Source organism: Vibrio sp. 14N.309.X.WAT.E.F5 (assembly GCF_030397615.1).
GTDB classification, from domain to species: Bacteria; Pseudomonadota; Gammaproteobacteria; order Enterobacterales; family Vibrionaceae; genus Vibrio; species Vibrio lentus.
Genome location: NZ_JAPNXR010000007.1, coordinates 204,113 through 226,874 on the forward strand (window position 1 = coordinate 204,113; position 22,762 = coordinate 226,874).

The window sequence follows — 22,762 nt, forward strand, 5'->3', positions numbered from 1 at the left end:
AGCGAACAATTTCCAAAAGTTATCAGAACGATAAATAAAATCACCGCATGAATACTTAAGTTGACCACTCATATCCACCATAAATCCACACTTAAATTTTTTAGAAAAATTCAAAAATTATTAGAATTTAACCCCTAACTTTGCTGAGTAATTTGTTAGTCTTGGCAACAAATATTTACAATCCAACTAAAAATTAATTGGATACCTCGAGGTTGTTTTCTTGAATATGAAATTATTCGGCAGTTCTTTGATTCTTTCAGGAACTGCATTAGGGGCTGGTATGCTTGCCATTCCCATGGTGTTGGCCCAATTTGGCTTCATGATCAGCTCAGTGCTGATGCTACTTATCTTTATCGGCACCACTTACTCTGCTCTTCTACTGGCAGAAGCGTGTACCAAGACTAAAGACAACAGTGGCATGAGCAGTGTTGCTTACCTAACTCTAGGCAGCAAAGGTAAACACTTTATCAATGCACTCTTTTACCTGCTGCTGGTCTGCATGCTAATCGCTTATATCTTGGGTGTTGGCGACATCATTCATAAGCTATTGCTCGATGTGGGAGTAGACATCTCTGCATCCGTTGCTTATACCGTTTTCAGCCTATTGATGGGTGTGATTGTGGTGGCAGGTAAGTCGTATATCGACAAATTAAATCGCGGTTTATTCATCATGATGGTAGTGATGCTGTTTATCGTTATCGCCTCTTTGTTTAGCAACATTCGCCTTGATTACCTGACCCAAGCCAGCAAATACACGGCTAATGATGTAGTACAATACAGCGCGGTTATCTTCACCAGTTTTGCCTCTATGGTAGTTATCCCGTCACTGGTTATCTACAACCGAGAAGCGACTCAAAAACAGATCCGCAATATGATTCTGCTGGGCTCGGTGATTCCACTAATCTGCTACCTAACTTGGTTGTTCGCGATTATCGGTAACCTTGGCACAGACGCTATCAGCCAGTTCCATAACATTTCAGAACTGATCTCAGCGTTTAGCGGCCAATCTTCTTGGTTGAAGGTAGTTATTGCGCTGTTCTCAGCATTGGCACTGGTAACCTCTTTCCTTGGTGTGTCGATGGCGCTGTATGACCAAAACAAAGACGCAGTCACCAACAACAAAGCATTAGCTTACGGTCTGACCTTTGTTTTGCCTTTGGTGCTCGCTGAACTGTTCGCGAGCCAGTTTGTGAGCATGCTGGATTATGCGGGCATGGTATTGGTGTTCTTAGCTATCTGGGGTCCTCTGGCGATGGTAGTTAAGGTTCGTAGACCTGACTTCCCTCACCTACAAACCGAAGGCAGCTACACAGCAGCTGGTGGCGATACGGCACTGATGGCAACATTCGGTTTTGGCGCGTTGATTTTTATCTCTTGGTTTATGGGGTAGAGCCCAATTGAATAGACTATCTGTTGCCATTTAGAAGGCAGCAGATACAAAAAGCCCGTTAGTCCGATTATTAGCAGCCGGACTAACGGGCTTTTTTATTTTCTGATTACCATGGCCAAAACTGAAAGTGCTTACTTGGTCAAATTGCCAAGCAATTGCTCACACTGTGCTTTTAGCGATTTAAGCTCATCTTCATTCATCTTAGAAAGACACAGCATTTCAACTGGCACGGTCTGCGCTTGCTCTTTGAGCTCTACCCCTGCAGGCGTCAGTGTAATAACTCGAACTCGTTCATCTTCAGCACTGCGAGTTCTAAGCACGTAACCTTTCGTTTCCAAGCGCTTGAGTAAAGGCGTCAACGTACCTGAATCCAAATGCGTTTTTGCGCCTAGGGCTTTGACATTTATCTCTTTTTCTTCCCACAGCACCATCATCACAATGTACTGCAAGTAAGTAAGGTCAAGCGCTTTCAGTAAAGGCTGATACGCTCTACTCATTGCATTCGATGCACTATACAGCGCAAAACACACCTGATTATCCAGTTTTAGATAGTCATCTTGGTCGCTCATGATCACCTCACCAATAAATTAAATTGTGCACAATATACTTGCGCGCTCGAATTTTATCAATTAAGCTAGCTTTAAAATTAAGTTGCACACAATCTAATTTTGTACAATTCAAATAAGGACTAAGACAATGACAACACTCTACACAACTTCTGCTACAGCTACTGCAGGTCGTAACGGCCAAGTTTCTACTGATGACAACCTGCTTTCAGTAGCGTTGAGCTACCCTAAAGAGATGGGCGGAACAGGTGAAGCGACCAACCCAGAACAACTATTTGCTGCGGGTTACTCTGCGTGTTTCTCAAATGCTCTGCTTCATGTAGCTAAAGAGATTAAAATCAAAATCGCATCAGCGCCAACGACTGCAACAGTGGGTATCGGACCAAATGAAAACGGTGGCTTTGCTTTAACTGTTGCTCTATCGATTGAACTGGATCTAGAGCAAGAACAAGCTGTGACGCTTGTGAAAACGGCCCATCAAGTTTGCCCTTACTCAAATGCCGTTCGTGGCAACATTGATGTGAAGTTGTCGGTTAACGGACAAGCGCTTTAGTCTCAAAGTTAAACCAGAAAGATACGCTTATATAGATGTCAGTAGACGTCTAAAATTGAGCCTTATTCCTAAGTTACTTTGCTTTGAGCGAGTAACTTAGGAATTGTTCATTAGTTAATAGCGAATAAGCTTTACCAAAAAAATCGATACTCAAATACCGTAACGCCAGATTGGCAGACACCGAAAATAGATATCGATATATTGCGATATCTTAGTTTCAAGGGTATATTTCACTTAAATCAGAAATAGCAGTCAAACACCATGTCAGACGTGAACGAAATTTTAAAATCCATCAACAATCCTGTACGCCGAGATATTCTTCATTGGCTTAAGTCGCCTCAAGAGCACTTTAACCTAGAGAAACAACTCGTTGATACTGATGTTGAGGGGGTATGCGTTAGCATTATTCAGGAGAAGAGTGGCTTATCTCAATCTACCGTTTCTTCTTACCTCTCGAACCTACAGCGCGCAAAGTTAGTGACATCAAAACGCATTGGCTCGTGGACTTACTACAAGCGTAATGACGAATACATCGAGAAATTCCTAAAAGCGCTGTCTGATTCCCTATAGTTGAAAAGAACAAAAATCAACAGAACAACAGTTAGATAGCACGATGAAAACTGGATGGATTCACGCCATCCTTTATGACGAATATCATTTATTAAAAATTAACATATCGAGATTTTTAGATATCTAGTTATCGGACTATTCAATAATAATGATGCAGATACTAAAAATGCAGCGGAGCCGACAAACATGAACAAGTCCATTCAATCCTTTGACCCAAGTAACGGTGAACTCCTTGGGGAAGTAAACCAAACTTCAGCTGAAGAAGTCACTCAAACCATTCACAAAGCAAAAGCTGCACAAAAAGCATGGCGTCAACTATCAATGAACGAGCGAGTGCGAACCATTATCAAAGCCTATCAACAACTTGATAAGTACGAAGAGTCCCTCTCACAGTTACTTGCTCGTGAAATGGGTAAGGACATTCGTCGCGCGACCGGAGAAGCAACCGGTGCGATCTACATGGGTCAGCACTATGCAGAAGATGCTCAACGTGCACTCAACACTCGAAAATTGTCCGGCTCAACAGAACTTCAATACCGCCCATTAGGTGTTGTCGGAGTTATATCTCCTTGGAACTACCCTGTGATGATGGCAAACAACCTCATTGTGCCAGCACTGGTCGCGGGCAATAGCGTGATTCTAAAACCTTCAGAAGAGACACCTCTCATCGCTGAAGCATTCTTTGGTGAACTGCAAAAACACTTACCAGAGAATGTCTTGACCGTGATGCAGGGCGATGGTGAAACAGGCAAGGCATTAGTCGAAGGCGACATCCAAATGATCGCGTTCACTGGCTCAAAAACAACAGGCCAAGACATCATGAGACGTGCCGCGAGCAAGGTAAAACGCTTGGTCATGGAGCTAGGTGGCAAAGACCCAATGATTGTGATGCGTGATGCCAACATAGAACAGGCCGCTCGCTTTGCCGTCGCGGGCAGTTTTGAGAACTCAGGGCAAATGTGTACTTCGATTGAACGTATTTATGTTGATGATCGTATCGCTGAAAAATTTGAACAACGTGTCACCGAGATCGCCAACATGTACCAGATTGGCCCGTGGGATATGCCGAACGTCAATATCGGACCAATCATCAACGCGACACAACATGGCAAGATTGTCGACCAGTTAAAAGACGCACAACAGAAAGGAGCGACTTTCCTTTTAGGCGGTTCTGAGCAACCTGAGCGTTATATCCGCCCTACGGTTATCACCGGAATGACTCCAGAAATGAAACTGGAAACAGAAGAAACCTTTGGTCCGGTTGTTGCTATCAGTCGTTACTCAAACATTGATGATGCCATTGAGCGCGCTAATGACAGCGAGTATGGATTGGGTGCCGTGGTGTTCGGAAACCAAGGTGTCAATGACGTTGCTGACGAACTTGATGCTGGCATGGTTGGCATTAATCAAGGACAAGGCGGTAGTGGTGATGCTCCATGGGTTGGTGCGAAACAGAGTGGCCTTGGTTACCACGGCTCGGTTGACGGGCACCGTCAGTTTGCACAAGTAAAAGTGGTTTCAAGATAGAGGTTGATGATGAATAACAAAGAAAATTTTTATGTCGTTCGACGCGAGTCAGGTACTCAGCGCAGTGACCTTCCCGTTTGGGCACCAAAGTCGGCAAACCCATTTGCACTTGATAAAAACGTTAACGCGGTATCACGCGCTGAAGTAAACAATGTACCGGGTGCTTTTCAGTTACTCGATGTGCTACTCCCTGAAGAAGTTCAGCGCATACTCGATGGAGCCAATCAACTTGGCTTTACGGAAGATGCGGCCGTTTCTCTACCAAGAGAAGTTCGCCACAATCAGAATCTCAACTTGATCGCAGATACTGAAACTCTTGACGTTATTTGGAAGCGTTGCCAAGATCATTTCGTCGATAAGTACAATCACTTTGCTGGTGTGAAACCTTTGGGTATTAACGGTCGTTTTCGCTTTTATCGTTACGATGAAGGGGATTTCTTTAAGATGCATACCGATGGGTCGTGGCCCGGCAGTCAGGTGGTGAATGAACAGCTAGTCGATGACGCGTTTGGTGATCGTTGGAGCATGTATACCTTCTTAATTCTATTGAGTGATGACTTTGTCGGTGGCGAAACTCAATTTATGGTTAATCGTAATGACCCGAGTAAGCCTGCTCGTCGTCAAGGACATCATCAGGAGAACGCGAATATAGAATCGGTTAGAACACCAAGCGGCAGCGTGCTTTGTTTTCCTCACGGTACGCACCCCGCCCATTGCATTCACGGTTCTGCGCCGATACTTTCTGGGACGAAATACATTATTCGCACAGACGTACTATTCGAGCTCTAAGCGACTCTACTGATCGTTTCACTCCAAAAAAATGTCCCGCACTAGGCAGGACATTTTTATATAAGATAGAAAGCTTCTAGCTCTGAGCTGCTAACTCTTAAACGTATTCGAGAGCTCTTTCAGCGATGTTGCCAATTCAGCTTGTTCTTTCGCTGTCGCCGCAATTTGCGTTGCACCGGTCGTAGACTCTGTCGACTTCTGCTCGACCGCCATAACGTTTTGAGCAATGTCTTGAGTGACCACGGCTTGCTCTTCCGTTGCAGTTGCGATCTGCTCTGTCATGCTGAATATCTCGCTCACCGCACCTGAAATATCTTGCAGCGTCTGCTCTACTCCTCGTGAATCTTCAACCGCTCTTGAAGACATCTTCTTGCTGTTATCAATCACATTGAACGCGGTTTGCACGTCTGATTGTAAAGAGCTAATGAAGCCTTCAATTTCCAAAGTAGACTCTTGAGTACGTTGTGCCAGAGTACGAACTTCATCGGCAACGACGGCAAAACCACGACCTTGTTCACCTGCACGAGCCGCTTCGATCGCCGCATTCAATGCCAACAAGTTGGTTTGGTCGGCAACCGACTTAATCACATCAATCACACTGTTAATGTTATTGCTGCTTTCGTGTAAATGAGTGATTTTCTCGGCAAGGCCGTTAATCTCAGATGCCAAAGTTTCAATCGATTGGTAAGAGTGCTGAACGGTATTCAAGCCGGCTTGTGATTGCTCATCAGCCAACTTAGCTGAACTTGCTGTTTGCTGTGTTTTAGCCGCGACTTCGCTCACCGTTGCCGATAGCTCTTCTGTTGCCGTAGCAATCAAGCCGATTTGGTCTTGTTGCTCGACCAAGGTGTTAGAGTTGTATTGGCAAGTTTGCGCCGTCTCTTCTGCTGCTGAAGCCAGTGTCAGGCTAGATTGAGATAAACTATCAATAACCCCAGAGAACTTCTCTAGTGTTTCATTAAGCGATGAAGATATCTGACCCAATTCGCTGTTGCCTGCATAAGTCGCACGAACGGTTAAGTCATTGTCATTACGAACTTTAGATAGCACTCGCGTTAGATCTTTAACCCGTGTCGTTAGGTCAGTGATCGCTTTAAAGCTCACAAACGTGGCGAACAGGGTGATCACCACAAACATCGCAATGCTGCCCATCATCGCTGATTGAGCGTCCTGAGTTTTTTGCTCAGTCAAAGCAATCAATGAGTCCGCAAGTTGATTCTCTGTTTTCTTTAACTGAACAATTCGAGCCGTTGATTGAGAGAACCAGTAAACAGGGTCGACATCAAAACCACTCATTCTAGATTCAGCGAGATCACGAAGTTTTTCCACTTCTGCCACCGAGCGATCATTCAGTTGCTGTTTAAAGAAATCAACGTTGGCTTGATTACTAAGCACTTCAAAGTTGGAGAAATACGTGTTTTGCTCGGTTACCAAAGAGATGAATTTCACCAACATACCTGGGCCAAACTCGTTTTTGGAAAAGGTATTGTTTAACACTGCACGTTCGATACCTGCGCGTTCCTTTCCTTGCAAGAAGTTGTAGTAAGCGATGGTTTCTGTGGTGATGGCGGCATCAGAACTTAGCTCTGCAATAAGTGCAGAGACACTGAGCAGCTTGGCGTTAAGTTTTGTGTAATAGCCTAGCGCTTCAGAAAGCGGAATCGATTGAGAATCCACTCGGTTACGAATAGAAGTGATTTGATTTAAGCTTTGGCTTATTTCATTATTCAAGCGATTGATCTGAGGTAGATCGATCTCAGCAGACTGCCAGTATTCTGTTCTCTGAGTGCGTCTTTTATCTGCGCTAACTCGTTGTGATCTCAATTCACTCACAAACTTTGTACCCTGTGAGCCAATAAAGCCAGCCGTCATACCACGTTCTTTTTGTAACTCATGCACAAGTTCACTGTACACAACCGACAAACGCGTAAGTTGGTTTAATGACGACATTTCATTGGTAGTTTCTACGCCTTTCGAAATCGCAGAAACACTAAGCCATAGAAAACCTAAGATCGGTAAAATAAGCAAAGCGATGATTTTTTGCTTAAAAGACATATCGGTTAAATTCATTATTATTTCCCTAGCAGCTAACAAGTCTTTCTCAGCCATCGAACTCGGCACACTTCTAATGGGCGCGCCTTAGTGGTGACTGGATAATTATTCAACTTAATCAATGGAGTTCAATTACCGAGCCACACAGATCAGTAGCCGGTGAAAATAACATTTAACCTTATTAAATACATTGGATTATCGACAAAACTGTTAGCTAACCGACTTAACTGTGCGAAAAGTACGTGCAACAACATTTTATTGACGTAAGCGTCTGAAAATTGACATCTTTTTTTTATAATCCCAAAGGGGTAGGACTGCACCAATTATGTGCTCAAGGCTAACAACATATTCGTCAATAATTGTTCGTTCAGCGCTAAAACGGTATCTATTTCAGCGTTAACTGGCTTTCTATTCCTTGCTAACGATTTGTCTACTCTATACGGACTAACTATCTACTACTTACTCACTAAATATGTATAATGCCGAGCTTGTTAAATTGAGGCTCGCAGCAAATATGCGCCAACAACTGAGAGGTATTTTATGAATTGTCCCGCTTGCGAAGAGCAAATCGGTTGGGAATGGGTAGAAGAGGCAGCAATCGAACCGAATGAAGAATTCGATTGCCCAGAGTGTGAAGAAACCTTGATGTATACCATCGATGAAGGCACCTATTATAGAGCGCAACACAAGACCGTAGAAGTGGTCGACGTGTAAATTACAGCCTTGTAGCGACACACTGGTCGCTTTATTTCAAATACTTAGCAAATAACTAAACTAAGCAGCTTATTTTCTTGCTGGCTCTTCTTTACTAGAACGAACGTTCAGCATAAAATATTAAATATATGTTCAGACCGATGAAGTAGATGTTATGGCCAAAACCGCAAAGTTCGATAGACAAGATGTTGTAGACAGAGCCACCAACCTGTATTGGGAAAAAGGCTTTCACGCGACTTCTATGCGCAACTTACAGGACGTAATTGATATGCGTCCGGGCAGCATCTACGCGACTTTTGGTAGCAAAGAAGGCTTGTTTAAAGAGACATTGGCTCGCTATACCGAACTCGGCATTCTCAATTTGAACCGCTTCCGCAGTGAGACAGGCTCTCCAATTAAAGCGCTTGAAAGCTTTATCAAACGCGCGGTGGTTGAATCTAAACAGAGTGCGCCTAACGGCATGTGTATGCTGGCTAAAACCGTTGCTGAACTGACGGATGAACACGCGGAATTATTGGGCGAAGCAAAGAAATCACTCAAAATTATGGAAGGCGAGTTCGCCAAGCTGATTGTGGAATCTCAAGAACTTGGTGAGATAAGCAAAGAGCGCGAGCCGGCTCAACTTGCTCGTCATATTCAGGTTCAAATTGCAGGGCTACGCACTTATGCAAAAACCTGCGATGACACAGAGCTACTCAACTCAATGGTTGAAGACATCTTCAAGTACCACCCTTTTTAGCAGCTGAGCTTATATAAGCTCAGACCTACAAAAAGACGCCCAAGTATTACTACCAATACTTGGGCGTCTTTTTATTTATCGCTTTTCAGCCAATCTTAAAGCCGATTACTTTTATACTTTCCTCATGATCAACGCCTGCGCATTGAGCATCGCCTCTTTGGTGCTGACATCTAAGGTTTTGACGTTCGCAAAGCGCTCGACTTCTTTGATCGCCACGTCGTGAGCGAAGATCACCAACCTCGCCCGTTCAATATCTTTTTGTGTGATGCGATTGCCTATCCCGCTGGCGCCCTGCGTTTCAACTTTTATTCTAACCCCGAGATGATGAGCTGCCTTTTCCAAAGACTTCGCCGCTAGAAACGTATGGGCAACACCAGATGGACAAGAAGTAACAGCCAGCACATCAGCCAATCCCTCTTCCGTGACCGAGCCACCTGTTGTTCGATTCAATCGCGACTCGTCTTCAACGACATTCTTTTTCAGTAGTATCACAATAAAGGCTGTAGTCAGCGCTCCCGCTAGTGTTCCAACAATGTAGCCAATTTTGCCATCAACCACTGGCAACACGATCCAACCGCCCCATGGTGCATGGTTGATAACATGGAACATAAAGCCAACCACATTACCGACAATGCCACCAGCAACAACGGCAGGCAGAACACGTGCAGGATCAGCCGCTGCAAATGGGATCGCACCTTCACTGATGCCGATCATTCCCATAATACCCGCTGCCTTTCCGGCTTCGCGTTCGTCTCGTTTGAATTTCTTAGGTGATATGAAAGTGGCAAGAGCCATGCCTAATGGTGGCGTACAAATGGCAATACCGACGCCCCCCATCAGCCAAGGTTGAGTGTTCACCTGCGTTTGAGCAAACAGCGTCGCCACTTTGTTGATTGGGCCGCCCATATCAAAGGCCGTCATCGCCCCTAAAATACTGCCCAACACCACTTTCCCTGAGCCCGCCATGCCAGTGAGCATTTGGTTCATCTCAAGCATCACATACGCGATAGGAGAACCAATCACCCACATCACGGCGCCACAGGTAATGAAGGTACCAACTAAGGGATAGATGAAGATAGAACTCAGAGAGATCATGCTGTCTGGCAGTTTGATCTTCTTAAGTAGATTAACCACAAAGCCTGCGAAGAAGCCAACCACAATTGCACCAAGAAAACCGGTGTTGTATTGGTTCACCGCAACCCAAGAACCAATCATTCCGGGCGCTAAACCCGGCTTATCCGCCATTGAGTAGGCGATGTAGCCTCCCAATACCGCCGTGAAAAGCGTTAAGCCCGCGATGCCCATCTGTGCGATATCAGCAAGCACACCACTTTCTGGAACTGCGCCATGACCAGACATCATTACCGACAAAGACAAGAGCACACCGCCTGCGACCACAAATGGGATCATGTGCGAAGTGCCGTACAACAAGTGTTCTTTGAGACGATTAAGAGATTGTGCCCAAGGGCTTAATGGTTCGCTGTACACTTCATGATGGCTAGAAGCGTAGCTATCGAAAGATTCAGAATTCGCTTCAATGAACAGTTGTTGCGCTTCTTCAACTGACTCAGCCGCCTTCAATTTTGTAACAAAGCCATCTTCAATCAATCGAGTCGAGATCTGAGCCAACACCTCAATATGATGGTCATCGCTATTGTCTGGCGATGCGAGCATGAAAAACACATCCGACAGTTCACCGCCGTCTGCGCCATAATCAATACCCGACCGGCTAACTCCCACCGCCACTGCTGGTTTAGCGACAGCAGAACTTTTCGCATGTGGTATCGCAATACCATCATCAAAGCCTGTATTACCTATGGTTTCTCGCTTCCACAAATCAACAAGGAAATCACTTTTACTGGAGAGCTTTCCCGCTGAATCAAGCATCTCAGCAAGCTCTTCAAATACCGCTTGCTTAGAGTCTGCCTTCAAATCTAAGCAGATAATCTCAGGCTCTATGATGTTAGTGATGTCCATGTGCTGCCTCGTCCGAGTACCAATTTGAGTAAATGAGATAAAGAGGTTAATGATATGAAAAGATTAACGATGCAAGCCCGCTCAATATATAGGACGAAAGGTGCATTAACTGGATTATTGTAACCAAGAATCTAGAGTGTGACGTCCACCTTTGAATTAAAAACGGGAATCCATAAAATTCACAGATTCAGATAGCCCTATCGATCCAAGTAAACTGTCGATCTAAGTACACCGAGAATAATAATGAGAATTGTAGCGGTAACTGCGTGCCCTACAGGCATTGCGCATACATACATGGCAGCTGATGCACTAAATAAAACAGCCCCTAAGTTCAACGTTTCAATCAAGGTTGAAACGCAAGGTGCTATGGGTATTGAAAATTTACTGACCGCCCAAGATATTACCCTCGCGGACAAAGTGTTGATCGTCTCAGATATCGACATAGAACAGCCAAGCCGATTCGACCCTACTAAAACCGTATTCATTCCTATGGAAGAAGTGTTGTTGAGTGTGGATAAAGTCTTTATCAAGCATTGTCGGGCTTGATCCTTTCATGAACGAATACCAGATCACCTTCTTCGTTGACGACCCTGCCGCGAACTCACACGTCGCGCAGCCGCTTACTCGCTTAGCGAAGAAGTTCAAAAGTACCATCCGCATTATCAACATCACTCAAAACCGAACCGCCGATCTATCCAAATCTGTCGCGATGCTACAAGTGGGTTTACTTCGTGGTGATTTATGTCAGATCACCGCGGTCGGTATTGATGCAGAGCTGGCCTGTTTCGTTCTCAAAGACGTAATTGCCGAGCATTATGCGATGGTTGGCTCGCAAGTAAACCATGAGTTCTCTAAAGATTTAGTCCAACGCATGCCGCAGATATGTCCACCGTGTGACATCAAATGGCACCATGCCAAAGCACAAACTCAGCTGACCAAATTTGAGTGCTTGAAAGGGCTCGCTCACCTCGTTTATCCAGAAGATCCAGATGAGCTGATTCTGGCGTTTATTAAGCGAGAAGAGCGCTCTTCAACCTGCGTGTCACCGGGTATCGCACTGCCTCATGTGATGTTTGAATCGACTCAAGATCTCTCGATTGCGGTGATCGTCAGTGACGAAGCGATTGATTGGGCATCTCAAATTGGCCAAGTGCATGTTGCCATCGCACTCGTTCTTCCAACTAAGCCACAACGTGAACATATTATTGCAGCCACCAATTTAACGCGAAACCTGCTCCACGATCAGGTCAATGAACGTCTGCAAAAAACCAGAAGCAGTGTCGATCTACAAGCTCTGCTGATGTACATATCATCTCGCCTGCTTTAAGGCTGCTCACTCAAAAATACGGCTCAACAAAAAATACACTCCGACTTAAAAAGACGGCTTAACTAAATAGAGCCTCGATATTCAGTAGGCGTTCTTCCGGTGCGATTCTTAAACACTCGACAGAAGTAGTTCACATCCTTAAAGCCGCAACGTACAGCCACTTCATTGAGCTTGAAGTTGTACTTCTTGAGCATGAACTTGGCGCGGTCGACCCGCACGCGGGTGATGTATTCTGCCAGCGTCATGTGGCCTTGTTGACGGAACATTCGCGACAAGTGATTGGATGAAATGCTAAAGCGCGAGGCAATGCTGTCACGGGTGATCTGGCGGTGGAAGTTCTCTTGAATGTAGATGCAAATACCCTGATACACATCCTGTACTCGGCTATGAGATTTTTCTACGGGCGCTTCCAGCATGGTTTTACTGTATTGCAGTAGAGCTTGCAGCAATAACTCATCCATCGGCTGCTTGTTACTCTCTCTCGCTAACGAGCTGAGCGCCTCCAAAATGTTATCAATCGCAAACCCAGAGCGAGTCTGAATACTGTGCTTTTGAATATCGTAAAAGCTCTCTTCACCTTTGCGCTTACTCACCAAACTTAAACCCAACTGACGACGACCAAACAACATGCTCAGCACCGAACAGTCGGTGTCCCAATTAGGCTTATTCCAACAGTTAGGCGGGATGAAAATCGCATCCCCTGCTTTAGCTATAACGTTGGTGATCTTGCGATCATGACTCTCCATTTCATTAATATACTCTCCGTCTAGCACCAACTCTAAACGGGGAAAGTTCACCTGATAACTGCACGCTGAAGGTGTATGAAAATCTCCAGCAAACCAGATGTTATGAAACGGTTCTCGCTCATTTAATACAGACGAGATTAAGTCATGAAATATCATTATTCGAACTCTAGTGGGCAGCAATAAGGCTACGGGAATAGATATACCCCTTAGTGAAACATAGCGCTATTGAGCAAAATCACAATTTGAGATATAGGTTACAAAAATCCAGTCACGGAAATAAATTTCCAGTGCCGAAACTGACCAAGCTCGTTCCTGTCCTGATAAACAAATACGCTACAGCCCTTATAAATAAAAGCCTCAACACATCTTAAACTCTGTCAACACCGCCCTAAAAACGACCACTCAACCGATCAAAATCACACTCCACTTATAACGCAACAATCATCCAGTAAATGCATTTTTTCTTCACTACAGAAGGTAAGCCGTAGATTCCAGAATACCCCTAACAAAATAAAAACAGAGTAGGGGTTCATTATGATCACGACATTGATCAATCAAGATTTGATTAAGCTTTCGCTTAGCGCTAATTCAAAAGAAGACGTATTTAAAGAGCTGATAGACGTGCTTTACGCAGAAGGCAGAATCTCAGACAAAGCACAGTTTCTTGCCGACATTAAGGCGAGAGAAGAACAAGGTAATACCGGGTTTGAAGAAGGTATTGCTCTGCCACACGCGAAAAGCAGCGCGGTGATCAAACCCGCGGTTGTTATCGGCGTCCACAAGCAGGGCATCGAATACGGCGCCGATGACGGTCAGCCATCAAAACTGTTCTTCATGATTGCCTCTCCTGATGGCGGTGATAATCACCACATCGAAGTACTGGCAGAGCTTTCTTCAAAACTGATTGAAGAAGGCTTTATCGAAAGCTTCATGAATGCTCAATCTGAACAAGATGCATTAGAACTACTGCTTATCAAACCTGAGCCTTCAGAAACGGAAAACAACGTTGAGAAACAAGGCTTCATCATTGGTGTGACAGGCTGCCCAGCTGGCGTTGCACACACTTATTTAGCCGCTGAAGCGCTAGAGAAAGGCGCGGCGGCTCTTGGCTACGACATCAAGGTCGAAACTAACGGTTCTATTGGTGTTAAAAACAGCCCGACTCAAGAAGAGATCGAACGTGCAGACGCGATTGTCGTGGCTTGTGATAAACAGGTCGACATGGCTCGCTTTGCCGGAAAACGCGTCATCAGCACCAACGTAAAAGCACCAATCAAAGACGCACAAGGCTTGATTAAGCAAGCGCTCAACGCACCTAGTTACCAAGCTGAACAAACGCCTACCAACCAATCTGTTGTAGAAAAAGCCTCACAAGCGCGTTCAGACCTTTATCGTTACCTGATGAATGGCGTATCACACATGATCCCATTCGTGGTGACTGGCGGCCTTTTGATTGCCCTAGCACTAGCCATTGGCGGTGAGCCAAGCGAATCTGGCATGGCGATTCCTGCAGGCAGCATGTGGAACCAAATCCTAGAAGTCGGTGTGGTTGCCTTCACCCTGATGATCCCAATCTTGGCTGGCTACATTGCTTACGCGATTGCTGACCGCCCTGCTCTAACCCCTGGCCTTATCGGTGGTTGGATTGCTAACAACGGCTCTTTCTACGGCGCTGACGCAGGTACAGGCTTCATTGGCGCAATCATCGCGGGTTTATTAGTGGGTTACTTCGTTAAATGGATTACTTCGTTTAACTACCACAAATTCGTTCAACCACTTGTGCCTATCATGATCGCTCCGATCACAGGTTCTCTATTCATCGCGGGTCTATTCATCTTTGTTATCGGTGCACCTATCGCAGGGCTGATGGATGCTCTTACTGCACTACTAACGAGCATGAGTACAGGCAACGTGGTTCTATTAGGCATAGTACTGGGTGGCATGGCCGGTTTCGATATGGGCGGCCCATTCAACAAGGTGGCATTCCTATTCTCGGTCGGCATGATTGCCAGCGGTCAAACTCAGTTCATGGGTGCAATGGCATGTGCAATCCCTGTAGCTCCACTTGGTATGGCTATCGCAACCAGACTTGGCCGCAAGTTCGACCTGTTCGAATCTTCTGAAATTGAAGCAGGTAAGGCCGCTGGTGCGATGGGCTTGGTGGGTATCTCTGAAGGTGCGATTCCTTTCGCGGCTCAAGACCCAATGTCAGTTATCCCTGCCAACGTGCTTGGTTCAATGACTGCAGCGGTTATGGCGTTCTCATTTGGTATTACCAACAGCGTTGCTCACGGTGGGCCAGTTGTGGCTCTGTTAGGTGCTATGAACTACCCAATGCTGGCACTTCTGTGTATGGCTTCAGGTGCCGGTGTGACCGCGGTTACTTGTATCGCGCTTAAAAATCTACGCAAAGCCAAGCTAACAACAGCAGCGGCTTAAGCCATTTCAACTCCAATGGCTTGAGCCCTTCTACTCTGCTTCTTTAGTCGCTAATACTTTAGTTACAAATAGGTCGAATGGAACTCAAGCCATGTTTCCCTTCATGGTGATTTCGATGTCTGATTTTTCTTTAGCGAACGATTCGTTCGTACAACGCTTTTTCTACCCTATGACCAACGTGATTCAAAACTACGCATGGGGTAGCCCTTCTTCGTTTAGCCAACTGTTCGGTATTGATAACCAGTCTGGTGAGCCGCAAGCGGAGATCTGGATGGGTGCTCACCCGAATGGTTGTTCGATGGTGACTGATAACGGGCAACAGACCACATTATCGAGCTTGATTTCTAAGAACCTCAACCTGTTTTTAAGCGAGAAAGTAGCAAGTCGTTTTGGTGAGTTGCCATATCTATTCAAGGTATTAGCAGCAGAAAAAGCACTGTCTGTTCAAGTACACCCAAATAAACAACAAGCGGAATCTGGCTATGCACTAGAAGAGCAGCAAGGCATTCCGATGACAGCGGGCAACCGTAACTACAAGGATGCCAACCACAAGCCAGAACTGGTGTATGCCCTAACCGACTACACAGCGATGAATGGTTTTAGGTCGATCAGTGAGATCCTTGAGCACTTCCATTACCTTGATATTCCAGAGCTGCATTCGATGGTCAACGACCTACAAGGCGACCAAACTCCCAATGGATTAGCGAGCTTCTTCGCGAGTTTATTGTCTTTGCAAGGTGAACAAAAAGGCATGGCGCTGACCATGTTGCTAGTGAAGGCGAAACTTTCAGATACACCTGTGTTCCAGTTGATTTCAGAACTGGAAGAACAGTACCCAGGTGATGTCGGCCTATTTGCTCCGCTGCTATTGAACGTGATCACCCTAAAGCCAGGACAAGCCATGTATCTAGATGCCGAGACTCCCCACGCTTACATCAAGGGTACAGGCTTAGAAATCATGGCGAACTCAGACAATGTGCTGCGTGCCGGGTTAACGCCTAAGTACATGGACGTGAACGAACTGGTTTCTTGTACTCGATTTAATGAAAAGCCTGCGGATAGATTATTGTTAAGCCCGATTGAGCAAGGTGATGTGATGGAATACCAAATTCCAGTCGAGGATTTTAAATTCTCTATCGTGCAAAACTCACATCAAAGAAAGATCACTACCGAAGGTGCAGAAATCCTACTGCCACTCGATGAATCTATGGTGCTAACCCATCAATGTGGCGAAACCTGCGTGATAGAGAAAGGCCAGTCGGTATTCATTCCTGCTTATGCTGAGAGCTACAAACTGGACTGCGTTGGACGCGTAGCGCGTGCTTACAGCTAGCTCCATCACCACTAATCACACACTATCCATGCCCTGCTTTTGCGGGGCATTTTTGTTCCTGCAGAAAGTTATTTCAACACCGAAATACACCATCAAATATGACCCATCTCACACTGCATTAATGATGCAAATCACACTTAATTTTGCTTGGTACAAATGTACAGTGAAGGGCTTTTATTTGCTATTTCGCGAAACGGGTTAATCCATTAATTTTAATTCAAGAACTTCAATAGTGAATGAGTTAATAAATGATCACACAGCTAACTAACGTCAACTTAATTAATAAAAACCTTCAAGCGAATAATAAAAGAGAACTGTTTGAAGAATTGGCAAGCATGTTATTTGAAAACAACCGAATCAGTAATAAAGAAGCCTTCTTGGCAGACATCGAAATTCGTGAATCTCAAAGCATTACCTCAATGGACGGCATCGCTTACCCACACTCAAAAAGCAAGGCGGTAACTGAGCCGGCAATCGCTGTCGGTGTTAAGCGTGAAGGCATTGAGTATGGCGATGAAGACGGCATTAACCCAACCGTATTTTTTATGATTGCCTCACCAGATAACGGTGCTGACCATCATATTTATGTACTACAAGAATTGTTTGGAAAATTCAGCGATGAATTTATTCAAGATATCCATAACGCAAAAGACGAACAACAAATCCTTAATATTTTAATTAATTCATAAGGCGTAGAAAATTATGAGCACCCTAACAACTCAAGCTACGAATACCAATAATAAAAACAGTAGTAGCGACTTTAAAAAAATCCTTAGTACCATGAAAGGCCACCTGCTTTTCGGAACCTCACACATGCTGCCTTTCATCGTAGCCGGCGGTGTTCTATTGGCCTTAGCGGTCATGGCATCAGGCAAAGGTGCAGTACCAGCAGATGGTTTGCTGGCAGACATCTCTAATATCGGTATCAAAGGCCTTGTTCTTTTCCCAATCATTCTTGGCGGCTTTATTGGTTACTCAATTGCAGATAAACCAGCACTAGCGCCAGCGATGATCTCTTCTGGCATCATGGCTGACATGGGCGGCGGCTTCCTTGGCTGTATCGTGGCAGGCTTCATCGCCGGTGGCGTAGTGTTCCAACTTAAAAAGATCCCGCTTTCTGCAAACATGACGGCGCTGGGTGCTTACTTCATCTACCCGCTTCTAGGTACGTTAATCTCTGCAGGTATCGTACTGTGGGGCATCGGTGAGCCAATCAAACTGTTCATGTCTTCAATGAACGAGTTCCTAGCGTCAATGGCTGGCGCATCTAAGATGGTTCTGGGCACAATCCTTGGCGGTATGACGGCGTTTGATATGGGCGGCCCTATCAACAAAGTGGCGACCCTATTTGCTCAAACTCAAGTAGACACACAACCATGGCTAATGGGCGGCGTAGGCATCGCGATTTGTACACCACCTCTAGGCATGGCACTGGCGACGTTCCTATTCAAAAACAAGTTCTCTAAACAAGAGCAAGAAGCAGGTAAAGCAGCAGCAATCATGGGCTCTATCGGTATCTCTGAAGGTGCTATCCCGTTCGCAGCAAACGACCCTATGCGTGTACTTCCTTCAATCGTTGCCGGTGGTATCGTGGGCTGTGTGTTCGGCTTCATGACAGACGTTCTACTACACGCACCGTGGGGCGGCCTAATCACTGCGCCAGTATCAAGCAACATTCCAATGTACGTGGTCGGTATTGCGCTTGGCTCACTAACCACAGCAGTTATCGTTGGTTTCTGGAAACCAGTCGCGGTTGAAACCGAAGAAGACATGGTTGAAGCACCAGTACAAGCTCAAACAGCTCCTGTAGCAGGCGAAGGCGAGTACGATATCGTAGCCGTAACATGTTGCCCTTCTGGTGTTGCACACACCTTCATGGCAGCGAAAGCACTAGAAAAAGCAGGCTTAGCAGCAGGCCTTAAGATTAAGGTAGAAACACAAGGTCAAAACGGTATTCAGAACCGCATCAGTGACCTAGATGTGGCTAACGCAAGACTGGTTATCTTGGCTCACGATATTCAAGTAAAAGACGCACACCGCTTTGCTAACGCGAACGTGATTGAATGCTCAACCAAGGAAGCGATGAAGAAAGCCGCGACTATGGTGGCTATCTAAAACCTGAAACAAGTTAGAAGATAAAATTACTACCCCCTAGTAACTAAAATCCCCATTCGTTTTGTCAGCGAATGGGGATTTTTTATTTATATAATGTTCAAAGCTTTTTACTGCTTGATATAAAGATCCTTAGAATAGATGCGCCCTTCCACGTTGTTCTTCGCAAAGCCACCAACACTTGGTCGCACTAGGCGAGCTTGCATGTAGTAATAGATTGGCGCGATAGGCATATCCTCAGCCAGTAACTGCTCGGCTTGATCATAGAAACCTTGGCGATCTTGTTCGCTGGTTGCGGCTAATGCACTGTCCATCGCAGAGTCGTACTTGTCGTTGTTGTAACGAGCAAAATTACCCGAAGACTCAGATCGCAATAAGCTCAAGAAGGTAGATGCTTCATTGTAGTCACCACACCAAGAAGCGCGCATCACATCAAAATCACCTTGGCGACGCGATACCAAATAAGACTTCCACTCTTGGTTTTCTAGCTCAACTTGCGCGCCTAGATTACCTTTCAGCATGGAAGCAATCGCCACTGCAATCGACTTGTTCGATTCACTGGTGTTGTAGAGCAATTTGAAATCCAACGGGTTAGACTCATCGTAGCCCGCTTCTTTCAGCAGTTCTTTGGCCTTTTGGTCGCGCTCCTTTTGAGTCCATGTGCTGTATTCAGGCTGAGTCGCATCAAAACCTGCCGTGTACTCATGAGCAAAGGTATAAGCCGGTAGGTTACCTACCTGAGTGACACCATTAGTGATCACGTCACGCATCATTGAATACGACACCGCTTTACGCACTCTCGCGTCATCAAACGGAGGTCGTGTGGTATTGAACGCGTAATAGTAAGTACACAGCAAAGGCACCGCGGTAAACGCATCTTGGTATTTGGTTTTAAGCTGCTGCGCCATGTGTGTCGGTACATCAGAAGTGATATCGACCTCGCCCGCCGCATAACGGTTGATCGACGCATTCTGGTTCTCGAACGGAATGTAAGTCACTTCGGTTAAGTGCGTATCTGCGTTGTCCCAATATTTCGGGTTCTTCTTCAGTTCAATGCGCTCGTTAACCACCCACTCGTCCAATACAAACGCGCCATTCCCCACAAACTGCTTAGGATCGCTCCACGGCTTGTCGCTGTTTTCTAGCGTTGCCTTGTGAACTGGCATCATTGAGGTGTGGCCTGTCATCGCCACAAAGTAAGGCACCTTGCTATCGAGTTCGAACTTCACCGTGTGTTTATCGACAGCGGAGATACCAAGCTCTTCAACGGGCTTCTTGCCTTCGGCTACGTCTGCAATGTTGCTGATTTGAGTAAGCTTAAGATACCAAACATTCGGCGAAGCGAGTTTCGGGTCGACCGCGCGTCTTACCGCATACACGAAATCATCGGCCGTTACCGGATCGCCATTCGACCATTTAGCATCTTTACGCAGGTGGAAGACAAACGTCTGGTTGTCTTCGGTTTCCCAAGATTCCGCAACACCTGGAGTAATGTTGCCATCACGATCTTGAATCACTAACCCTTCAAATAGGTCGCGTAGAATGTGCATTTCAGGCAAGCCTTCTGCCTTTGCCGGATCGAGTGTCGCAGCTTCTGCATCATTGGCACGTACCAAATGTTGCTCTTTCGCCAGAGAAGTTCCGGCAGGCAATGTGTCAGCAACGGCAGTCACTGAGATAAAAGGGGTCAATAAAGATGAAATGATTAAAGCCGTTGAATGTTTCTTAAAATCCATGTTTTTTTGCTCTCCTAGCCTATCTTTGAAGCAAAGTAATAAAATTAACAATGCGACAGTTGACGAGTTTTGACGCTATGGTTTATTTAATAGAGGTCATCTAAATAGTAGTTATACCAATCACAGTAAGTAAGTGTTCAAAAATAGCGCAGGAAAAAAGCTAGAGAACAAGGCTGCTCTTTTCAATAAATAGTTTCGATAAGTAGTTATTCTACAATCAAAAAATCTAACGACGTTATCGAGATTTTTAACAAGCTAGGGTGAACAGTTATTTACTACGATTGGTTTTACTATTTGATAGTACTTGATCAATCAGGAGATTAAGGTGAGTTTAATTCCAAGAACGGAAAGAGCTGCATTTTCAATAAAGCCGCTGTCATATGGAAATTCGGTATTGGGCGCACCCTTGCTCTATTTCCCCGCACAAGTAGAAAGCGAGTCTCGCGGGCTGATTTTAGCAGGCACACACGGCGATGAAACCGCCTCTATCGCAGGTTTATCTTGCGCGCTAAGAAGCTTGCCAGCAGCTAACTTGCGACACGATGTGATCTTGTCGATGAACCCAGATGGCAATCAATTGGGTACTCGTGCCAACGCAAACCAAGTCGATTTGAACCGCGCCTTTCCAACTCAGAACTGGACAGAAAACGGCACCGTCTATCGCTGGAGTTCTCACACCCCAGTCAGAGATGTAAAAGTAAAAACGGGACAAGCCAACCAACTAGAGCCGGAAGTGCAGTCGCTGATCAACCTCATTGAGCAGCGCCAACCCAAGTTCGTCATCTCTTTCCACGAACCACTCGCCATGGTCGACGACCCAACCCAATCTGAACTCGCCATTTGGCTAGGCAAACAGTTCAACCTACCACTCGTCGAAGACGTCGACTACGAAACCCCAGGCTCATTCGGTACTTGGTGCCAAGAAAAAAACCTACCGTGTATTACCGTAGAACTGCCGCCGGTTTCTGCAGATCTGACTATAGAGCAGTATTTAGATGCGTTTGTGGCTGTGTTGGGGGGTGAGGAAGGGTAGGCAAACTCGTTTTTGGACAAAAGTGTTTTAGGACTTACTCTAAATTAGCAATTCGTGGATAACTAAAGGTATGAAAAAGTGAGTATTGGTGAGCGAGCGCGATGCGTAAAATCGCACTAATAAAAGGTTGGTTTAGATGCCGGCTAAATGCGGTTCCGCTCAAACCACTATTATTGAGTAAAAAGCCTTTAGCGGTGGAGCTAGAAGAAATTCACCCTTCGAATTGACTTTGTAGTGTAAAAACGGCTCCCTATCGGGAGCCTGTCATATGTCTAAATCTCGGTGCGGATTAAGTGCAGTTAAGTTCAATCAACTATCGATGTTGCATGAAGGTTGTATTTAATTACATCGAATGTAATCAGATTCCAAACATATTTTAGCTCTTTTTTTCGCCTCATTGACATCGATTAATGTCATTCTTTTAGTCATTATATCGAAGTCGTTTTGCATCCCTTCCTTGCCATTATATTGAGCTAATTTTAACCACATGTAAGATGTTTTATCGTTTTTAGCCACACCTTTACCTTCTGCGTACATTGATCCAAGATTGTATTGAGCTGTCGCAAGTCCTTGCTGAGCTGCCTTTGTGTACAAAGACACCGCTTTTTTTTCATCTTGAGAAACACCGGTGCCCTTTGCGTACATAACACCTAGATTGTTTTGAGCATCTACATCACCCTGCTCCATGGCCTTTTTATACCAAGACACCGCTTCTTTATAGTCCTGAGAAACACCTAGGCCTTTTTCGTGCATAACGCCTAGATTGTTTTGAGCTAGCGCAAGTCCTTGCTCAGTGGCTTTTCTATACCAAGATACTGCTTCTTCATAATTTTTAGAGATACCTCGACCTTCTACGTACATGCTGCCTAGATTGTTTTGAGCTAGCGCATGCCCTTGCTCAGCGGCCTTTCTAAACCACAACACCGCCTCTTTATCATCTTGAATTACACCCACACCTCGTTCGTAAGACAATCCAAGATTATATTGAGCATCCATAGCACCCTGCTCAATGGCTTTTCTATACCAAGACACCGCTTCTTCATAATTTTGAGAAACACCTCGGCCTTCTGCGTACATAGCACCTAGATTGTTTTGAGCTAGCGCATGCCCTTGCTCAGCGGCCTTTCTAAACCACAACACCGCCTCTTTATCATCTTGA

At 45.3% G+C, this 22,762-nt stretch carries 20 protein-coding genes; 14 read left to right on the plus strand and 6 right to left on the minus strand.

Annotation, left to right across the window (positions count from 1 at the left end; translation table 11 throughout):
* Positions 1–226 precede the first annotated feature (226 nt).
* Entirely contained in the window at positions 227–1,390 is a 1,164-nt protein-coding gene (locus OW495_RS10635; RefSeq protein ID WP_076667106.1) for an aromatic amino acid transport family protein, read from the plus strand.
* A gap of 131 nt (positions 1,391–1,521) precedes the next feature.
* Here OW495_RS10635 and OW495_RS10640 read toward each other — a convergent pair whose 3' ends face one another.
* Positions 1,522–1,959, minus strand: a complete 438-nt coding sequence (locus OW495_RS10640) for a MarR family transcriptional regulator (RefSeq protein WP_029223898.1) — start codon at positions 1,957–1,959, stop codon at positions 1,522–1,524.
* Positions 1,960–2,086: 127 nt separating this feature from the next.
* Here OW495_RS10640 and OW495_RS10645 point away from each other — a divergent pair, with 127 nt between their 5' ends.
* The 4 genes from OW495_RS10645 (at position 2,087) to OW495_RS10660 (ending at position 5,395) form a co-directional block, all read left to right on the plus strand.
* Entirely contained in the window at positions 2,087–2,509 is a 423-nt protein-coding gene (locus tag OW495_RS10645) for an organic hydroperoxide resistance protein (protein ID WP_102513220.1), read from the plus strand.
* Between the two features lie 261 nt (positions 2,510–2,770).
* On the plus strand, positions 2,771–3,079 hold the full coding sequence (locus OW495_RS10650; RefSeq protein WP_004732945.1) for a helix-turn-helix transcriptional regulator: 309 nt from the start codon (positions 2,771–2,773) through the stop codon (positions 3,077–3,079).
* 186 nt (positions 3,080–3,265) lie between these two features.
* Positions 3,266–4,606, plus strand: a complete 1,341-nt coding sequence (locus tag OW495_RS10655) for an aldehyde dehydrogenase family protein (protein ID WP_102513221.1) — start codon at positions 3,266–3,268, stop codon at positions 4,604–4,606.
* A gap of 9 nt (positions 4,607–4,615) precedes the next feature.
* The gene (locus tag OW495_RS10660) at positions 4,616–5,395 is read left to right on the plus strand and encodes an oxidoreductase (protein ID WP_102307490.1); all 780 of its coding nucleotides are present in this window, start codon (positions 4,616–4,618) and stop codon (positions 5,393–5,395) included.
* 90 nt (positions 5,396–5,485) lie between these two features.
* Here the strand turns inward: OW495_RS10660 and OW495_RS10665 are convergent, their stop codons facing one another.
* Complete coding sequence (locus OW495_RS10665; RefSeq protein ID WP_102513222.1) at positions 5,486–7,465, minus strand: methyl-accepting chemotaxis protein; 1,980 nt, start codon at positions 7,463–7,465, stop codon at positions 5,486–5,488.
* A gap of 522 nt (positions 7,466–7,987) precedes the next feature.
* On the opposite strand from OW495_RS10665, the gene OW495_RS10670 reads away from it, so the two are divergent.
* Together OW495_RS10670 and OW495_RS10675 are read left to right on the plus strand one after the other, a co-directional pair.
* Positions 7,988–8,161 carry a hypothetical protein gene (locus OW495_RS10670; RefSeq protein WP_198599777.1) on the plus strand — a complete coding sequence of 58 codons (174 nt, stop codon included), beginning with the start codon at positions 7,988–7,990 and terminating at the stop codon, positions 8,159–8,161.
* Between the two features lie 154 nt (positions 8,162–8,315).
* The gene (locus tag OW495_RS10675; RefSeq protein ID WP_102513223.1) at positions 8,316–8,900 is read left to right on the plus strand and encodes a TetR/AcrR family transcriptional regulator; all 585 of its coding nucleotides are present in this window, start codon (positions 8,316–8,318) and stop codon (positions 8,898–8,900) included.
* Positions 8,901–9,011: 111 nt separating this feature from the next.
* Here the strand turns inward: OW495_RS10675 and OW495_RS10680 are convergent, their stop codons facing one another.
* Entirely contained in the window at positions 9,012–10,877 is a 1,866-nt protein-coding gene (locus OW495_RS10680) for a fructose-specific PTS transporter subunit EIIC (RefSeq protein WP_017104544.1), read from the minus strand.
* 243 nt (positions 10,878–11,120) lie between these two features.
* Between OW495_RS10680 and OW495_RS10685 the strand changes: the two genes are divergently transcribed.
* Positions 11,121–11,423 (plus strand): fructose PTS transporter subunit IIB, encoded by a 303-nt coding sequence (locus tag OW495_RS10685; RefSeq protein WP_076667121.1) that lies wholly within the window; start codon positions 11,121–11,123, stop codon positions 11,421–11,423.
* A 7-nt stretch (positions 11,424–11,430) separates the two neighbouring features.
* Positions 11,431–12,204: a PTS sugar transporter subunit IIA gene (locus tag OW495_RS10690; protein ID WP_102513224.1), complete on the plus strand. Its 774-nt coding sequence runs from the start codon at positions 11,431–11,433 to the stop codon at positions 12,202–12,204.
* 62 nt (positions 12,205–12,266) lie between these two features.
* On the opposite strand, the gene OW495_RS10695 is transcribed toward OW495_RS10690, so the two are convergent.
* A complete protein-coding gene (locus tag OW495_RS10695) occupies positions 12,267–13,106 on the minus strand; it encodes an AraC family transcriptional regulator (RefSeq protein WP_029223612.1) in 840 nt (279 codons plus the stop codon).
* A gap of 378 nt (positions 13,107–13,484) precedes the next feature.
* Between OW495_RS10695 and OW495_RS10700 the strand changes: the two genes are divergently transcribed.
* The 4 genes from OW495_RS10700 (at position 13,485) to OW495_RS10715 (ending at position 18,837) form a co-directional block, all read left to right on the plus strand.
* Positions 13,485–15,389, plus strand: a complete 1,905-nt coding sequence (locus OW495_RS10700) for a fructose-specific PTS transporter subunit EIIC (protein WP_289886439.1) — start codon at positions 13,485–13,487, stop codon at positions 15,387–15,389.
* 115 nt (positions 15,390–15,504) lie between these two features.
* On the plus strand, positions 15,505–16,722 hold the full coding sequence (gene manA, locus OW495_RS10705; RefSeq protein ID WP_102513233.1) for a mannose-6-phosphate isomerase, class I: 1,218 nt from the start codon (positions 15,505–15,507) through the stop codon (positions 16,720–16,722).
* 248 nt (positions 16,723–16,970) lie between these two features.
* Positions 16,971–17,411 (plus strand): PTS sugar transporter subunit IIA, encoded by a 441-nt coding sequence (locus OW495_RS10710; RefSeq protein WP_102513226.1) that lies wholly within the window; start codon positions 16,971–16,973, stop codon positions 17,409–17,411.
* 13 nt (positions 17,412–17,424) lie between these two features.
* A complete protein-coding gene (locus OW495_RS10715; protein ID WP_017104538.1) occupies positions 17,425–18,837 on the plus strand; it encodes a fructose-specific PTS transporter subunit EIIC in 1,413 nt (470 codons plus the stop codon).
* 107 nt (positions 18,838–18,944) lie between these two features.
* On the opposite strand, the gene OW495_RS10720 is transcribed toward OW495_RS10715, so the two are convergent.
* Positions 18,945–20,570 carry an ABC transporter substrate-binding protein gene (locus OW495_RS10720; protein WP_289886441.1) on the minus strand — a complete coding sequence of 542 codons (1,626 nt, stop codon included), beginning with the start codon at positions 20,568–20,570 and terminating at the stop codon, positions 18,945–18,947.
* 325 nt (positions 20,571–20,895) lie between these two features.
* On the opposite strand from OW495_RS10720, the gene mpaA reads away from it, so the two are divergent.
* Positions 20,896–21,603 carry a murein tripeptide amidase MpaA gene (mpaA, locus tag OW495_RS10725; RefSeq protein ID WP_102513228.1) on the plus strand — a complete coding sequence of 236 codons (708 nt, stop codon included), beginning with the start codon at positions 20,896–20,898 and terminating at the stop codon, positions 21,601–21,603.
* A 339-nt stretch (positions 21,604–21,942) separates the two neighbouring features.
* On the opposite strand, the gene OW495_RS10730 is transcribed toward mpaA, so the two are convergent.
* Positions 21,943–22,762: tetratricopeptide repeat protein (locus tag OW495_RS10730; protein WP_289886444.1), on the minus strand; the 820-nt coding region annotated here is incomplete at its 5' end.

Bases quoted from the DNA above. Each gene is read 5' to 3' on its own strand.
- OW495_RS10635 (WP_076667106.1), top strand. From the start codon at position 227: ATGAAATTATTCGGCAGTTCTTTGATTCTTTCAGGAACTGCATTAGGG.
- OW495_RS10640 (WP_029223898.1), bottom strand. From the start codon at position 1,959: ATGAGCGACCAAGATGACTATCTAAAACTGGATAATCAGGTGTGTTTT.
- OW495_RS10645 (WP_102513220.1), top strand. From the start codon at position 2,087: ATGACAACACTCTACACAACTTCTGCTACAGCTACTGCAGGTCGTAAC.
- OW495_RS10650 (WP_004732945.1), top strand. From the start codon at position 2,771: ATGTCAGACGTGAACGAAATTTTAAAATCCATCAACAATCCTGTACGC.
- OW495_RS10655 (WP_102513221.1), top strand. From the start codon at position 3,266: ATGAACAAGTCCATTCAATCCTTTGACCCAAGTAACGGTGAACTCCTT.
- OW495_RS10660 (WP_102307490.1), top strand. From the start codon at position 4,616: ATGAATAACAAAGAAAATTTTTATGTCGTTCGACGCGAGTCAGGTACT.
- OW495_RS10665 (WP_102513222.1), bottom strand. From the start codon at position 7,465: ATGAATTTAACCGATATGTCTTTTAAGCAAAAAATCATCGCTTTGCTT.
- OW495_RS10670 (WP_198599777.1), top strand. From the start codon at position 7,988: ATGAATTGTCCCGCTTGCGAAGAGCAAATCGGTTGGGAATGGGTAGAA.
- OW495_RS10675 (WP_102513223.1), top strand. From the start codon at position 8,316: ATGGCCAAAACCGCAAAGTTCGATAGACAAGATGTTGTAGACAGAGCC.
- OW495_RS10680 (WP_017104544.1), bottom strand. From the start codon at position 10,877: ATGGACATCACTAACATCATAGAGCCTGAGATTATCTGCTTAGATTTG.
- OW495_RS10685 (WP_076667121.1), top strand. From the start codon at position 11,121: ATGAGAATTGTAGCGGTAACTGCGTGCCCTACAGGCATTGCGCATACA.
- OW495_RS10690 (WP_102513224.1), top strand. From the start codon at position 11,431: ATGAACGAATACCAGATCACCTTCTTCGTTGACGACCCTGCCGCGAAC.
- OW495_RS10695 (WP_029223612.1), bottom strand. From the start codon at position 13,106: ATGATATTTCATGACTTAATCTCGTCTGTATTAAATGAGCGAGAACCG.
- OW495_RS10700 (WP_289886439.1), top strand. From the start codon at position 13,485: ATGATCACGACATTGATCAATCAAGATTTGATTAAGCTTTCGCTTAGC.
- manA (WP_102513233.1), top strand. From the start codon at position 15,505: ATGTCTGATTTTTCTTTAGCGAACGATTCGTTCGTACAACGCTTTTTC.
- OW495_RS10710 (WP_102513226.1), top strand. From the start codon at position 16,971: ATGATCACACAGCTAACTAACGTCAACTTAATTAATAAAAACCTTCAA.
- OW495_RS10715 (WP_017104538.1), top strand. From the start codon at position 17,425: ATGAGCACCCTAACAACTCAAGCTACGAATACCAATAATAAAAACAGT.
- OW495_RS10720 (WP_289886441.1), bottom strand. From the start codon at position 20,570: ATGGATTTTAAGAAACATTCAACGGCTTTAATCATTTCATCTTTATTG.